At 74.1% G+C, this 14951-nt stretch carries 16 protein-coding genes; 7 read left to right on the top strand and 9 right to left on the bottom strand.

From position 1 onward, the window contains the following. From ACFP3R_RS02020 to ACFP3R_RS01990, 7 genes are all read right to left on the bottom strand, one after another. Positions 1 to 794: cellulose binding domain-containing protein (locus ACFP3R_RS02020; protein ID WP_380632111.1), on the bottom strand; the 794-nt coding region annotated here is incomplete at its 3' end. A gap of 140 nt (positions 795 to 934) precedes the next feature. Beyond that, positions 935 to 1255, bottom strand: coding sequence for an L-rhamnose mutarotase (locus ACFP3R_RS02015; RefSeq protein ID WP_380632110.1), 321 nt, complete (start codon positions 1253 to 1255; stop codon positions 935 to 937). 56 nt (positions 1256 to 1311) lie between these two features. Next, complete coding sequence (locus ACFP3R_RS02010) at positions 1312 to 3177, bottom strand: DUF6807 family protein (RefSeq protein ID WP_380632108.1); 1866 nt, start codon at positions 3175 to 3177, stop codon at positions 1312 to 1314. Beyond that, positions 3174 to 3710: a hypothetical protein gene (locus ACFP3R_RS02005; protein ID WP_380632106.1), complete on the bottom strand. Its 537-nt coding sequence runs from the start codon at positions 3708 to 3710 to the stop codon at positions 3174 to 3176. Before ACFP3R_RS02005 ends, ACFP3R_RS02010 begins: the two co-directional genes overlap by 4 nt. 2 nt (positions 3711 to 3712) lie before the next feature. Next, the gene (locus tag ACFP3R_RS02000) at positions 3713 to 4546 is read right to left on the bottom strand and encodes a carbohydrate ABC transporter permease (RefSeq protein WP_380632105.1); all 834 of its coding nucleotides are present in this window, start codon (positions 4544 to 4546) and stop codon (positions 3713 to 3715) included. Beyond that, positions 4543 to 5499, bottom strand: a complete 957-nt coding sequence (locus tag ACFP3R_RS01995; RefSeq protein ID WP_380632104.1) for a carbohydrate ABC transporter permease — start codon at positions 5497 to 5499, stop codon at positions 4543 to 4545. The genes ACFP3R_RS02000 and ACFP3R_RS01995 overlap by 4 nt, the downstream gene beginning before the upstream one ends. Before the next feature lie 5 nt (positions 5500 to 5504). Continuing rightward, complete coding sequence (locus ACFP3R_RS01990) at positions 5505 to 6791, bottom strand: ABC transporter substrate-binding protein (RefSeq protein WP_380632103.1); 1287 nt, start codon at positions 6789 to 6791, stop codon at positions 5505 to 5507. Positions 6792 to 6971: 180 nt separating this feature from the next. On the opposite strand from ACFP3R_RS01990, the gene ACFP3R_RS01985 reads away from it, so the two are divergent. From ACFP3R_RS01985 to ACFP3R_RS01965, 5 genes are read left to right on the top strand one after another with little or no spacing between them, the layout of a single operon-like run. Continuing rightward, positions 6972 to 9233 (top strand): rhamnogalacturonan lyase, encoded by a 2262-nt coding sequence (locus tag ACFP3R_RS01985; protein WP_380632101.1) that lies wholly within the window; start codon positions 6972 to 6974, stop codon positions 9231 to 9233. 10 nt (positions 9234 to 9243) lie between these two features. Further along, positions 9244 to 9927: a carbon-nitrogen hydrolase family protein gene (locus ACFP3R_RS01980; protein WP_380632099.1), complete on the top strand. Its 684-nt coding sequence runs from the start codon at positions 9244 to 9246 to the stop codon at positions 9925 to 9927. Between the two features lie 55 nt (positions 9928 to 9982). Next, positions 9983 to 10570, top strand: a complete 588-nt coding sequence (locus ACFP3R_RS01975) for a DUF4231 domain-containing protein (protein ID WP_380632098.1) — start codon at positions 9983 to 9985, stop codon at positions 10568 to 10570. Next, a complete protein-coding gene (locus ACFP3R_RS01970; protein WP_380632096.1) occupies positions 10558 to 10851 on the top strand; it encodes a hypothetical protein in 294 nt (97 codons plus the stop codon). The genes ACFP3R_RS01975 and ACFP3R_RS01970 overlap by 13 nt, the downstream gene beginning before the upstream one ends. A 33-nt stretch (positions 10852 to 10884) precedes the next feature. Beyond that, on the top strand, positions 10885 to 11667 hold the full coding sequence (locus ACFP3R_RS01965) for an SDR family oxidoreductase (protein WP_380632095.1): 783 nt from the start codon (positions 10885 to 10887) through the stop codon (positions 11665 to 11667). A gap of 109 nt (positions 11668 to 11776) precedes the next feature. Here ACFP3R_RS01965 and ACFP3R_RS01960 read toward each other — a convergent pair whose 3' ends face one another. Next, positions 11777 to 12598, bottom strand: a complete 822-nt coding sequence (locus tag ACFP3R_RS01960; protein ID WP_380632093.1) for a bifunctional DNA primase/polymerase — start codon at positions 12596 to 12598, stop codon at positions 11777 to 11779. Positions 12599 to 12784: 186 nt separating this feature from the next. Between ACFP3R_RS01960 and ACFP3R_RS01955 the strand changes: the two genes are divergently transcribed. Next, the gene (locus tag ACFP3R_RS01955; RefSeq protein ID WP_380632091.1) at positions 12785 to 12943 is read left to right on the top strand and encodes a hypothetical protein; all 159 of its coding nucleotides are present in this window, start codon (positions 12785 to 12787) and stop codon (positions 12941 to 12943) included. A gap of 94 nt (positions 12944 to 13037) precedes the next feature. Then, entirely contained in the window at positions 13038 to 13568 is a 531-nt protein-coding gene (locus ACFP3R_RS01950) for a hypothetical protein (RefSeq protein WP_380632090.1), read from the top strand. A 668-nt stretch (positions 13569 to 14236) separates the two neighbouring features. Here ACFP3R_RS01950 and ACFP3R_RS01945 read toward each other — a convergent pair. Continuing rightward, entirely contained in the window at positions 14237 to 14611 is a 375-nt protein-coding gene (locus ACFP3R_RS01945; RefSeq protein WP_380632088.1) for an ATP-binding protein, read from the bottom strand. Positions 14612 to 14951 lie beyond the last annotated feature (340 nt).

Here is a 14951-nt window from a genome sequence, read left to right as displayed (position 1 = left end):
CCCACCACCGCGCGCACCGTGTACGACGCATCCACCGCCGCACCACCATCCAGGAAATTGGTCGACGCGGTGACCGGCGAGGAATTCACCTTCGCGCCACCCCGGTAGACGTTGAACCCGACATCGCGCGCGTCACCGGCCAACAACCGCCAACTCACCAGGTTCCCACTGCCCGACCGCACACTCACCACACCACGATCCAACCGCTCCACCTGCTTACGACCCGTCGGATCACTCGGACCACCCGGGTTCTGGCCGGTCGTCGTCGTCGTGGTCGTAGTGGTCGTGGTGGTCGTCGGTCCGGCATCGCCCGTGCACGTGGTGCCGTTGAGCGCGAACGACGCCGGCGTGCCGACCTCGCTGCCGCTGGTCGTGGCGTTGAACCCGAACGACGCCGTACCACCGGTCCCGATCACCCGGTTCCAGTCCACGTTGGACGCCGTCACGCTCGCCCCCGAGGCGGCGAACGAGGCGTTCCAACCCTGGCCGTACCGCTCCGAGCCGGGGAAGCTCCACACCAGGCTCCACCCGTCCACCGGATCACCCAGATTCGTGATCGTGACACTGGCGGAAAACCCACCCTGCCACCTGTTCTGCACCACGTAATCGACCCCACAGCCTGGAGCGGCCGACGCCACCCCCGCGACCAGGAGGCCGCCCGTCAGCGCGGTGACCGCCGTGGCGGCGGCGATCGCCCGCGCTCTGAACGAGTTGGTGAGCACCGTTGCTCCATTCGTCCGCAGATTTTCCGGGAGCGCTCCCAGGCGGCGGCAGGGTAACGCCCTGCGCGACATCACAGCACCGCGCCCGAGCGCCCGTCAAGGATGAAACGATTCATTCAGCGTCTCACCCGAACGCCGATCCACTGATCCGGACCAGCGCTTTCCGCCGTTACAACGGTTCAACGACTGAACCAATACGAGCCAGGCGGGGCTCAGTCGAGGTGGAAGACCTCGGTGAGCGGTCGCATGGCCTCGTCGGGGTCCCGGCCGTCCAGCGCGGTGAAGAACTCGGCCATCTCCGCCTGCCACCGGTCGTTGACCTCGCGGGCCCGCATCCCGCGCTGGGCGGCGTCCCAGTCGGGGGTCTCCAGGTAGCCGACGAGCAGCCCGTCCTCGGCCAGGAAGAGGGCGTAGTTGCCCCAGCCGGTCTCCCGCAGCGCCTCGCGCATCTCCGGCCACACCTCGCGGTGCCGCTCGCGGTACTCCGCCATCCGCTCGGGGCGGACCCGCAGCAGGAAGCACACACGTCGCACGACTACCTCCGGGATCGGGTGTTGGCACGGGACCGTCGGATCAGGACGCTGTCGGATCAGGACGGTGGCCACCGGGGTCGCGGGTCGTCCGGGACGCGCACGCCGTCGTGGAAGGCGACCCGCACGGTGATCTCCCGCCGCCGGCCGGGTCCCAGCACCAGCGGCCGGTCCCAGGCCAGTGCCGAGCCGATGCCCTGGTACTGCCCGACCCGGACGAACCAGGGGTCGGTCGGTCCGGAGAGCAGGGCCGTCCAGGGCCGGCGCGGGTCGGTCACGACCACCGCCAGCCACGGCGCGGGGCGCCCGTTGACCTGCTCCTCCCCCGTGCCGCCGGGGGTGAGCACGTGCACGGTGGCCGGGTCGAGGTCGGGCAGCCGCCAGAACCAGCCGCCGTAGCCGGCGCCGGCCCGGCCCTTGCTGCCGGGGCTGTGCAGCACGGCCTCGGCGTCGGCGGTCAGCACGCTGGTCCACTCCAGCTCCCAGCCGCCCTCGACCAGCCGGCGGCGCACGCGTCGCCGTTCCGCGAGCAGCACCGTCCCGGTGGAGTCGCACCAGTGCAGCTCGTCGGGGCCGACCTCGCGGACCACGCCCAGCTCGCCGGGCACGTAGCCCCGGCCGGGGACGTAGTTGCGGCCGCCCCAGAGGTTGACGCCGTTGACGTCGGGCAGGGCCAGGCCGATGCCGCGGTGCCAGGGGTGGTCGGCGGGGTGCTCGCCGGTGACCACGACCCCGCCGAGCGTGCGCACCGGGTGCAGCGCGGGTCGGGGCACGACCAGGGGCAGCCGGGCGGTGTCGCGACCGTGGTGGGCGGCGGCGCCCAGCGGTGACCACGGCACCTCCAGCTCGCCGAAGGTGCGCAGCCCCTCGGTGGCCCGGGTGACGGCGTGGTCGACGCCGTCCACGTCGACCCGGTTGCCGTTGCGGCGCAGCCACGCCGGGTCGATGGGCACGGGGTCGGGGGCGGTGCGCACGGCCTCCACCACGCGCGTGAACGCCCCGGTGTCGGCCAGCGGGGCGTTCAGCGGCACGGCGGGGTCGGCCAGGTGGTCGAGCAGGTTGGCCAGCGGGGTGTCGTGCCCGAACCGCTCCTCGACGCCGTCGACGACGAGCCGGTGGCGGGTGTAGTGCAGCTCGGCGCGCTTGCGGGTGCCGTGCACGACGAGCACCGGGTCCGCGGGGACCTCGGCGCACAGGGTCACCGCGACCACCACGGTCGTGCCGCGGCGGGTGCGCAGCCGCAGGCAGGAGGTGTCGTCGGCCTCGATGTCGCGGGCGCGCAGCAGCTCCAGCTCCAGGTCGGCCACGTCGTCCACGCCGGTGCTGCCGTCCAGGGCGAGCGCGGTGGCGATGCCGTGGGCGAACGGGTTGGTCAGGGCGCCGTCCACGACGGGGACGCCGTCGAGGGTGCGGCGGCCCGCCCAGGGCGCGCGGGTGTAGTAGGAGTCCTCGCGCGACCACGTGCCGCGCACGCCGATGCCCCGGACCGCGCCCAGCGCGCCCGAGCGGATGAGGTGCGCCAGGCGGCGCAGGGCGGGCGAGCCCAGGCCCTGGAAGCCGACCTGCACCACCCGGCCTGCCGAGCGCCGCAACAGGTCGCGCCAGTCCTCCAGGGTGGCCGTGGGCGGTTTCTCCAGCAGCAGGTGCGCGCCCGCGCCGAGCACCCGGTGGGCCAGGTCGACGTGGGTGTGGATGGGGGTGGAGACGATGCCGATGACGGGGCCGCCGCCGGCCGCCGGCAGCAGTTCGCCCAGGTCGGCGGACACGGGCCGGTCGCCGACCAGGCGCCGGGCCTCGGCGTCCAGCGGTTCGACCTCGCACACGCCCGCCAGCTCCAGCCGCCCGGCCGCCTCCAGGGCGGCGATCTCCCGCAGGTGGAACCGCCCGTACCCGGCAGCCCCGGCGAGCACGACGCGCGGGGTCACCGGCGTTCCACCGCGACCGCGGCGAACACCAGCAGGCCCGGCGCCACGACCACGAACGCGGGCGCCTGGAGGAGCACCAGCACGATCACGGCCAGCGCGACGACCAGGTAGGCGTGGCCGGCGGGGTCCAGCGGGGGTCGGGTCAGCAGCGCGGCCCAGCGCTCCCCCGGCCGCCACCGCGCGGCGGTGCGCAGCAGCACCAGCGCCGCGGCCGCCAGCACCAGGCCGATCGCCGGGCCCAGGACCGCCGCGCCGGGCAGCCCGCCGGCCAGGGCGAGCAGGTCCAGCGCGCCGACGGCGAGCACGGCGAGCGGCGCGAGCACGGCCACCGGGTCGCGCAGGACCCGCCCCAGCAGCACGGCGAACCGCCGCGCGGTCGGCGTGCGGCCGTCCTCCACCAGCTCCCGCAGCAGCACCGCCCCGGCCGCCAACGCGGGCACGGCCGTGACCAGCGGCAACGCCGCCAGGCACACCAGCACCCCGATCAGCAGCACCTCGGCCAGCAGCGTCAGCGGCCGCGCCCACGCGTTCATCGCTACCCCTTCAACCCGGAGGTCGCCACACCGTCCACCAGGAAACGCTGGAACGCCAGGAAGAACAAGCCGATGGGCAGCAGCGCCAGCACCGACATGGCGAACATCGGCCCGAACGCCGACTCGGTGGCCTGGTCGACGAACAGCTGGAGCGCCAGCGGCAGGGTGAACTTCTCCGCGTCGTTGAGGTAGATCAGCTGCGAGAAGAAGTCGTTCCAGGTCCAGATGAAGGTGAAGATCGCGGTGGTGATCAGCGCCGGGCGCAGCAGCGGCAGGATCACGTGCCGGAAGGTGCCCACCGGGCCGCAGCCGTCCAGGGTGGCCGCCTCGTCCAGCTCGCGCGGCAGGGTGCGGATGAACTGCACCATCAGGAAGACGAAGAACGCGTCGGTGGCCAGGAACTTGGGCAGCACCAGGGGCCAGAACGTGTTGACCATGTCGAGCTGCTGGAAGATGACGTACTGCGGGATGAGCACCACGTGGTGCGGCAGCATGATGGTGATCATCATGAAGCCGAACAGGGGTCCCCGGCCGCGGAAGTGCAGCCGCCCGAACGCGTAGGCCGCGAGCGAGCAGGACACCACGTTGCCGATCACCGCGCCGACGGAGATCAGCAGGGAGTTCCCGAAGTAGTGCAGCACGCCGAACTCGCCCACCCCGTCGAACACCTGGGCGTAGTTGTCCCCGGTCGGTTCCCGGGGCAGCAGCGAGAGCGTGGACAGCACCTCGGTGGCGGGTTTGAACGAGGTGGACACCAGCCACCCCAACGGGTACAGCAGCACCAGCAGCGCGCCGATCACCACGACGTGCCACAGGACCTTCCTGGCCGGCGTCACCGGTCCTCCCCCGCGTAGAACACCCAGCGCTTGGAGCCGCGGAACACCAGGGCGGTCAGCAGCGCCACCACGACCAGCAGCACCCACGCCATGGCCGAGGCGTAACCCATCCGGAAGTCGGTGAACCCGCGCTGGTACAGGTAGAGCGGGTAGAGCAGGGTCGAGTCGCTGGGCCCGCCGCGCCCGCCGCTGACCACGAACGCGCCGGTGAACGCCTGGAAGGCGTTGATGGTCTCCAGCACGAGGTTGAACAGGATCACCGGCGAGAGCATCGGGAGCGTGACGTCGAGGAAGCGCCGGGCCGGGCCCGCGCCGTCGATGGCCGCCGCCTCGTAGAGCTCGCGCGGCACCTGCTTGAGGCCCGCCAGGAAGATCACCATGGGCGCGCCGAACTGCCACGCGGCCAGCGCGACCAGGGTGAGCAGCGCGTACTGCGGCTGGTCGACCCAGCCGCCGGTGTCGATGCCGATCCGGGCCAGCAGCCCGTCCACGGTGCCGTCGGTGGAGAACAGCGCCCGCCACACCAGCGCCACGCTCACGCTCGCGCCCAGCAGCGACGGCGCGTAGAACGCCGACCGGTAGAGGCCGACGCCGCGGCGGGGCCGGTTGAGCAGCAGCGCCACGGCGAGCGCCAGGGCCAGCTTGAGCGGCACCGACAGCAGCACGTACTCGGTGGTGGTCCACGCCGCGTGCCAGAACCGCTCGTCACCGGTGAACATGGTGACGTAGTTGTCGACGCCCACCCAGTCCGGGTCGTCGAACAGGTCGTAGTCGGTGAACGACAGGTACAGCGAGGCGGCCATCGGGCCGATGGTCAGCAGCACCGCCCCGACGATCCAGGGCGACAGGAACAGGTAGGCCACGCCCTGGCCCCGTCGCCGGCGCGCGGGGGGCGCGGGTGCCGGCGGCGGGGTGTCGGGGGTGCCCGCTCGGGCAAGCACGGACCGCGTCATCTCGGTCAGGACCCCAGCGAGGTCTCGGCGTCCTGGACGACGCGGGCGGCGGCCTCGGCGACGCCGACCCGGTTGAAGATCACGTCGTCGTAGGTGCGCTGGAAGTCGCGCTTGACGGCCGAGGAGCCGGTGGGCCAGGCGCCGAAGGCGGGGCCGATCTTGTCCTGCTGGGCCTGCTCGTAGTCGCACACCGCCTTGCTGGCCTCGGTCGAGCCCGCGCAGACCTGCGCGCGGACGTCCTCGTTGGGCGGCACGCCGCGGGAGGCGCCGAGCAGCCTGCCCGCCTCGGGGTCGTTGAGCAGGAAGTCCAGCAGCTCCACCGCGGCCTCCCGGTGCTCGGAGCGGCGGGCGACGGCGAAGGACACCGGGGGCAGCGCGGCCATGCCGCTCTCGGCGACGTCGCTGGGCACGGGGGCGAGCCTGAGGTTCGGGCCGAACGCGCCGAAGTAGCCGGTGGCGGTGGAGTCGTAGCCGATCTCGGAGGCGGACTGCCCGGTGACGATGCCGGAGTTCTGCACCGAGCCGTCCATCTTGGTGGTCACCTCGGCCGCGGACACGCCCTTGCCGGCGCGCATGGCGCCGATCATCTCCCAGTACCCGGTGAGGTCCTCGGCGGTGAAGCCGAGTTCGCCCTCGGGGGTGTAGAGCTGCTTGTCGTGCTGGCGCAGCCAGACCTCGAACCAGTCGATGGCCCAGCCGAAGTCGGTGGTGCCGGCGACGGTCCCGGCCGCGCCGACCTTGCCCACGGCCTCGGCGAACTCGGCCCAGGTCCACTTCTCGCCGGGCGCGGTGGGCACCTCCGCGCCCACCGCCTCGAAGTGGGTGGGGTCGAAGACCAGGACCTGGGTGGTGGCGCCGGCGGCCACGGCGTACTGCTTGCCGTCGACCTTGCCGCCCTCCAGCAGGTCGGCCGGGATCCGGTCGAGCCTGAGCGGGCCGCCCGCGTACTCGTCGAGCTCGGCGAGGACGTTGCGGCCCGCGTACTCGCCCAGGGTGGCCCGGTCCAGCTGGAGCAGGTCGGGCCCGGCGCCGCCGGCGACCTGGGTGGACAGCTTCTGGAAGTAGGCGTCGTACCCGCTGTACTCGGTCTCCACCCTGATGTCGGGGTTGCGCCGCTGGAACTCCTCGACGGCGGCCCTGGTGACCTCGGCGCGGTCCTCGTTGCCCCACCAGACGAACCGCAGCGTCACCGGTCCGTCGCCCTGGTCGCCGCCGCACCCGGACAGCGCGGCGGTCGCCGTCAGCAGTCCGACCAGCAGACCGGCCGCGCTCCGGCGAGACACTCGTCCCATCGCCCTCACCTCTCGTTTGAATCGGTTCAAACAACGTAGGTGAGGTGCATCACGGCGTCAAGGATAGCGCTTTCCTGGGAGAACGCCGAGGAGTTCCGGAGGGCTTGCCTTTCGGCTTGAAACGGTTCATCGTGTGGCCTCGTCACGCACCTCGCGCACCGTCGCGCCCCGGGAGGCCCGATGACCCGCCCGCGTTCCCGCCCTCTGCTCGCCGTGCTGGCGGCGACGGCGCTCCTGCTCACCGCGCCACCGGCCGGCGCCACCGGTGGTGGTGGTCCCCGGCTGGAACGCCTGGACCGGGGCCTGGTGGCCGTGCGCACCGACACCGGGGTGTTCCTCAGCTGGCGCCTGCTGCGCCACGAGGCCACCGGCCACACCGCCACGGGCCTGGCCGGCCCGGCGTTCGCGGTGTACCGCGACGGCCGCCGGGTCGCCACGGTCACCGACAGCACCAACTTCCTGGACCGCCAGGGCGGCTCGCACTACCGGGTGGCGCCCCTGGTGCGGGGCGTGCCGGTGGGCGTGAGCGGGTCGGTGTCGCCGTGGGAGGGCGGTTTCCACGACCTGCCGCTGCGCAAGCCCGCGGACGGCGTGACCCCGGCGGGCGAGTCCTACACGTACTCCGCCAACGACGCGAGCGTCGGCGACGTGGACGGCGACGGCAGCTACGAGTACGTCGTGAAGTGGGACCCGTCCAACTCCAAGGACGTCTCCCAGGTCGGCTACACCGGACCGACCTATGTGGACACCTACCGGTTCGACGGCACGCTGCTCCACCGGGTCGACCTCGGGGTGAACATCCGCTCGGGCGCGCACTACACGCAGTTCCTCGTCTACGACTTCGACGGCGACGGCCGGTCGGAGATGATGCTCAAGACCGCCCCCGGCACCTCGGTCACCTCCTACGACCGGCGCGGCCGGGAGACCTCGAAGCGGTACGTGACCATGCCACGCGAGGACGTGCGGGCGGGCTACTCGCACCGCGACGACTACCGGCTCGACGCCGCCGGCTACCACGAGCACCTGGTCCGGGTCTTCCGCGGCTGGCACGAGCACCCCGAGGTGGTGGCCGGGCGGTGGCCGGCCACGCTGGAGCAGGCGTTCGGCATCCCCGTGCGCCACACCTACCCCCTCTCCGACGCCGACGCGCGGGCCCTGGTCGACCACTTCGTGGACGTCTACGCGCCGAGCCGCAGCGCGCGCAACAACCTGCGGGCGTTCGCCGGGTTCGTGCTCTCCGGCCCCGAGTACCTGACCGTGCTGGACGGGGCCACCGGCCGGGAGCTCACGACCGCGCGCTACGAACCGGGCCGCCACGACGACGGGCTCATGTGGGGCGACTACGCGCTGGCGCGGATCGAGCCGGGCAACCGGGTGGACCGGTTCCTGGCCGGGGTGGCCTACCTCGACGGCAGGCGCCCCTCGGCGGTGTTCGCCCGCGGCTACTACACGCGCAGCACCCTGGTGGCCTACCGGTGGGACGGCCGGGACCTGCGGCGGGACTGGTTCGTCGACAGCGGGTGGGTGCCGATGGCCAACCCGTTCAACGACCCCGTGCACGGCCGCGACGGCACCTCCCCGGAGTACGGCACGCTGACCACCCAGGGCGCGCACTCGCTCAGCGCGGCCGACGTGGACGGCGACGGCAAGCAGGAGATCGTCTACGGCGCGGCCACCATCGACCACGACGGGTCGCTGCGCTACAGCTCCTTCGCCGAACTGCCGCCGGGCAGCGCCAACCCCGGCGAACGGGCCCGGCTGGGGCACGGCGACGCCCTGCACGTGACCGACGTCGACCCGGCCCGCCCCGGCCTGGAGATCTACATGGTCCACGAGGGCGCCCGCTCCGCGCCCTACGGCTACACCCTGCGCGACGCCTCCACCGGTCAGGTGATCTACGGCGGCTACACCGGCGTGGACACCGGGCGCGGCATGGTGGGCGACGTGCTGCCGGCCGAACCGGGGCTGGAGACCTGGGCGTCGGTGCCGGGCGGCGCGGGCGCGGTCGGCCTGTGGTCGGCCGACGGGCGGCGGCTGTCCGAGGCCATCCCCGGCACCAACCAGAGCATCCGGTGGGCGGCGGACCTCACCACCCAGGTCGTCGACGGCTCGGGCACCGCCGAACCGACCGTGCGCGACTGGCGGCGCGGCACGCTGCTGACCGCCGCCGGCACGCTGACCAACAACGGCACCAAGGGCAACCCGTCGCTGGTCGCCGACGTGCTCGGCGACTGGCGGGAGGAGCTGGTGGTGCGCACCGCCGACAGCTCGGCGCTGCGCGTCCACCTCAGCACGGAGGTGACCGGCCACAAGATGTACACCCTGATGCACGACCCCCAGTACCGGGTCGACGTGGCACGCCAGCAGACCACCTACAACCAGCCCGCCCACCCGGGTTTCCACCTCGCGTCGGACACCGACTGGGCCCGGGTGCCGCGCTAGGGTTGGCCGGGTGATCACCGTTGCGGTCGCCCAGCCGCGCTGCACCGCCCACGACGTGGCCGCCAACGCGGCGGCCCACGCCGAGGCGGTGCGCGCGGCCGCCGCGCGGGTGGTGGTGTTCCCGGAGCTGTCGCTGACCGGCTACCACCTCGACGCGCCCGAGGTGTCGTTCGACCTCCTCGCACCCCTGGTCGAGGCGTGCGCCGAGACCGGCGCCACCGCCCTCGCCGGCGCCCCCGTGGCGCAACGGCACATCGGGGTGCTGGAGGTGACCGGCTCCGGGGTGCGGGTCGCCTACCGGAAGGTGTGGCTGGGCCCGCTGGAGGCGGTGTGCTTCGACCCCGGCCCCGGACCCGCGGCCATCGAGGTGGACGGGGTGCGGCTGGGCCTGGCCGTGTGCCGGGACACCGGCGTGCCGCGCCACGCCGCGGACACCGCCGCGCTGGGCGTGCACGCCTACCTGGCGGGCGTGCTGGAGCACGACGTCGACGCCGACGTGGTGGCGGCGCGGGCGCGGCGGATCGCCGTCGGGCACGGGCTGTGGGTGGCGGTGGCGAGCTTCGCCGGCTCGACCGGCGAGGGGTTCTCCCGAGCCGCGGGCGGTTCGGGCATCTGGGACCCGTCGGGCGAGCAGGTGGCCGCGGCGGGCACCGCGGTGGGAGCGGTGGTCTCGGCGGTCCTGGACCGGCGGTGAGCGGCGGAACCCGGTCGATCAGCGGGGACCGCGGCGTCCCCGCGCGGGAGGGTGGATGACGAACTCCGACTTACCCGGCTTCTTCCACGACGCCGACAGCGCGGCACGCCGCGGGCAGCGGCGCACCCTGCGGTGGAACCGGGTCAGGCTGGTGGCGACGGTGGTGGCCGCGATCGGCGGGGCGCTGCCGTGGAAGATCGGGTCGTTCGGGTTCTGGGCCGCGGTCTCCGTCGCGGGCTTCGCGGTCGCACTGGCCGTGGAGATCCTGCTGCTGGCCACGCACCCCGAGCGGGACTGGTTCCACGGCCGCGCGGTGGCCGAGTCGGTCAAGACGCCGGCCTGGCGGTTCGCCGTCGCGGCCGACCCGTTCCCGCCGGGCCTGCCGCCGAAGCAGGCGCGCACCGAGCTCAGGCGCCAGGTCGCGGCCGCGCTCCCCGCCGACGAGGGCCGGGTGACCACGGGCTCCGACGACCCCTGCGCCACCCCCGGCATGGTGGCGCTGCGGGCCGGGTCGTTCCCCGAGCGCCGCGCCGCCTACCTGACCGGGCGGGTGCTCGACCAGAAGCAGTGGTACGCGGACCGGCCCGCGACAACGAGCGGCAGGCCCTGGTGTGGCGCCTGGTGCTCGTCGTGGGCGAGCTGACCGCGCTCGGGCCGGCCGTGTGCCGGGTGTTCGGGCTGTGGGACCTCGACCTGTCCGGGGTGATGGCCGCGGCCGTGGCGGGCGGCGCCGCGTGGCTGGGCCCGCGGCGGCACTCCGGACTGGCCACCACCTACGGCAAGGCCGCCGCCGACCTGGTGCTGGTCCACGACCACCTGCGCGACGTCGACGAGGACGAGTGGCCCGCCGCGGTGGCGCAGGCCGAGGACGTGATGACCGACGAGCGCACCCTGTGGCTGCACACCCGCCCCGCCGACCAGTGAGCGGCCCGGCCGCCGCGTCGTTAAGGTCGCGGGGTGGACGTGGCGGTGGTGACCGGGGCGGCGCGCGGGTTCGGGCTGGAGATCGCGCGGCGGTTGCGCGGGCGCGGCTACCAGGTGGTGCTGACCGACGTGGACGACGCCGTGGGCGACGCGGCGGCCGGGATCGGCGGGCACGGGCTCGTGGCGGACGTGCGGGACCCCGCGGCGCACCGCGCGACCGCCGCCCGCGCCACCGACCTCGGACGGCTCGCGCTGTGGGTGAACAACGCCGGGGTGCTGGCCACCGGCGCGGCCTGGGAGCACGACGACGACGCGGTGCGGCGACTGGTCGAGGTCAACGTGCTGGGCGTGGTGCACGGCAGCCGGGTCGCGGTGGAGGCGATGCGCGGGCACGGCGGCACGGTGCTCAACGTCTCCTCCATGTCGGCGCTGGGCCCGGTGCCGGGACTGGCCCTCTACGCGGCCACCAAGGCGGCGGTGCTGAACTTCGGACTGGGCCTCCAGGGCGACCTGAGGCGCGCCGGGGTGCCGGTGCGGGTGCTGACCTGCTGCCCCGACGCGGCGGACACCGACATGGTGCGCGAGGTCCGACCGGACCCGGCCTCGGCGGTGCTGTTCTCCGCCCCCCGCGGGCTGCTGACGGCGGCCGAGGTCGCCGACCGGGCGGTGGGGATGCTCGACGGGCGCCGCCTGGTGCGGGCGGTGCCCGCGTACCGGGCCGCGATGGCGCGGGCCGGCGCGGCGGTGCCGACGATCGGGCTGCGGGCGATCGAGGTGCTGCGGCGGCTGGGCGAACAGCGGCGCTCGGGCGGGTGACCGCGCGGGCGTGATCTCGGGGGCGTGATCTCGGGGGCGTGATCTCGGGGGCGTGATCTCGGGGGCGTGATCTCGGGGGTGACCGCGCGGGGATGACCTCCCGCCGAGGTCACCGCAACGCGCGAGGACGACGGCGGCCCAGGGCGATGCCGTTGTCGACGTGGTGCCGGGCCTCCCGACCGGTCCACCCCTCCACGCCCTCGTGCACCGAGGCGGCGTCCAACAGCAGGTCCGCCGCCACGTGCGCGTCCAGCCAACCCGCGCCGACCAACTCGCCCAACCGGCAGGCGGCGGTGAACACCACGTGGGCGCGAACCCCCGGCCGGGCCTCCCGCACCCGCTCCAACTCCCCCGCCACCACGGCGTCCCGGTAGGCGCCGACGCGCCGCGGCGAGGGCCGCTGGACCGGGATGTCCAGCTCCTCGGACGGCGGCGGGGCCAGCACGTCCACCAGCCAACCCGGCACCGGCGCCACCGGCAGGTCCCGCAGCACCCGGTAGCGGCGCCCGCCCACCCGCGACCCCGCCGCCACCACGTAACCGCCGATGCCGCGCGTGTCCACGTGCGGCGCGACCCGGCCCACGCTGTTGCCCAGCGGCACCTCCGGGGCCAGGAAGTAGCGGTGCTCTCCCCCGCCCGCCGTGGCCACCGCGTAGGTGTCGCGGGGGTCCTCCGCACCGTGCTGCCACGCGCGACGCGCGAAAGCCTCGCGGCCGTGGGGCACGTCCAGGTCCACCACCAGCAGCCCGGCCGGACCGCACGCGATGCCGATGTTGTAGGGGCGGTGCACCCACCACTGCCGGATCCGGTCGCGGTCCGTGGTGGCCTCGTGCTCCCAGCCGCGCAGGGCGGGAGCCTTGTCGTGCGGGCGCAGCGGCACCACCGGCCAACCACGCGCGGCGGCGGCCAACGCCTCCTGGTACCTGGTCACGCGCTCCCCCTCCGGCCGGTGCGGCGGGGGGAGCGCCGCTGCACCCAGTGTGCCCGCCCCGACCGGTCCTGGACACCGCCGGGAGAGCGATCCGCGCAGGTGGGCGCGGGTTCTCGGCTCACCGTCGGTCATCGGCCCCACGCCCGGCCCACCGGGAGCACCGCCGCCAGACCGGCACCCCTGGCCGTGCGACCCGACCGGCCGCTCGCCGAGGGCGGCGGCGCCACCGGGCCGACCTTCGGCACGCCCCGGGTGGCGTTCGAGGACGAGATCGCGGGCTACGAGCCGCGCGGCCCGCGCGTCGCGGCCCACCCCGGCGCGGTTCGCCGCACCCCGCTCGGGTAACCGGGCGGAGGGTTCACTCTTTCAGGGAATGGATGGGTGGATCGCCACGGAGCGCGCCGACGTTGTGGCACCGTGAGTCGCGATGGGGTTGTTCATGGCAGAGGGCGACCTGGTCGCACGGTTCGCGCGCCGGCTGCGGTTGTTCGACGCCAACGCCGACGGCGCGGTGCGCCACCGGGACGTGGTGGCGGTGGCCGAGCGGCTGATCCGCGGGTTCCGGCTCGACCCGGCGTCCACCGGCGCGGAACGGGTGCGGGTCGCCTACGAGGCGCTGTCGCTGGTGCTGGTATCGGACTACGGCGACCCCGCGCGCGACGCGGTGACCGGGACCGGGCTCGCGGCCGCGCTGGAGGCCGACCCGCGGCGCACGGCCGAACTGGGCGGGCGCCTCGCCCGCGCCGACGCGGTGGCGGTGCGCGAGTGCCTGGCCCGCGTCGGCGCGCAGGTGAAGGCGGAGCAGGTGGCCGAGGTCGTGGTGGCGCTGGGGGCGCACCCGGGCGACCTCCCGGTGATCCAGCGGGTGTTGGAGCGGGACGGGGCGCTGCTGCCGCTCGCCTCGGTGGACCGGGTGTTCACCGACTACTTCGCCGGCTGCGGCGACCCGCGCCTGTACGGCAGCCGGTAGGACCGCCGGCGGACCGGGTGTTCGACCAGTAACACGATCGAGTTCACTCGCGCCCGAAAACCCTGCCGCACACACCCCCACGCTAAGATCACAGCAGGCGCACCCCTGCCACGGCGCCGGTTCCGAGGGCGGTCGTCCTCACCCCCCTTCCCGCTCGATCGCGGTCCTCGACCGCCCGAAACCTCCTACGCCGCAACGCTTCCGGCCACGCCGCGTCGGACGACTCCCACCCGTACCCGGATTCCCCCCAGGAGACCACCGTGTCGCGCAGGAGAAGGTCCACCGTGGCGATGCTGCTCGGCCTGGGGGTCGGCGCGCTCACCGCAGGCACGTGCACCACCGTGTTCACAATGGACGGTCGACGACCGGCGGAGGCGGACCGCGGGTCGTGGGTCACGCCGGCCGTGCCCCGGATCGATCCGATCGACCGCGTCCCGAGCCGTGAACCGGCGCGGTGGAGCCAGCCCCGGGAGGCATTACCGTGACTCCGCTCCGCCCCCTGCCTCGTTGACAGTGTTGCTTTCGAGCAACACTGAAGTTGTCGAGCGCACTGACGAAAGGTGGTGACGACACGGCGGCGGACGACGGACGGCGGTTGTCAGCCGGTGGTCAGCGGGCAGCAGTCATCGGGCAGCAGTCGCCGGCCGGCGGTCAGCGACCGTCAGTGATCAGTCCCGGAAGGGGATCTCGGCCCACACGGTCGTGTCGCGTCCCTGCGACACCACTCCCCAGCGCTCGGACAGCGCGGCCACGAGCACCAGACCCGCCGCGATCCGCCACGGCCCGCTCGGGCGCAGGGACCGGTCACGCACGCTGACGACCAGCCGTTCGCGCCAGTGGTCGAGGACCAGCTCGATCACGAAGGGCGGAGCGCCGTGCCGCCGGGCGTTGTCGAACAGCTCCCCCAGGACGACGCCGATCAGCAGCACGTCCGGCGCGGGCCACCCGTCGATCCGGTCGCGCAGCCACGCGGCGACGTCGGCGGGCGAGGTCGTGTCCTCGTCCTGGACGACCAGCACGGCGGTGTCGTTGCCGGCGGTCACAGCTCGCGCTCGGTGGTGTCGAGCGGGCGGACCGGGTGCACCGGCGTCGGCTGGTGGGCTGGCGGGGAGGACACGTACGAGCCTCCCACGCACCCCCGCGACCGCACCTGACGATCACCTTGCGATCCCGCGCCACCCCACCGCCTCAACGACCCACCGCCTCGCCCACCCACCACCTTCCTGCGCCACCGACTCTCCGACCTATGGCCTCCCTACGCCACCACCTCGCTACGCCATTCCCTCTCCGCACCACTCCCCCCTGCGCCGCCACCTGGCCGGCCCGCGACCTCGCTTCCTCCACCTCCCTCCCCGGCGAAGGCGCCTCCCACCGCCTCCTCCG

Source organism: Saccharothrix lopnurensis, from assembly GCF_042658445.1.
Lineage (GTDB): Bacteria > Actinomycetota > Actinomycetes > Mycobacteriales > Pseudonocardiaceae > Actinosynnema > Actinosynnema lopnurensis.
The sequence above is the reverse complement of the archived record's forward strand: the minus strand, read 5'-3'. Positions and strand labels throughout refer to the sequence as shown.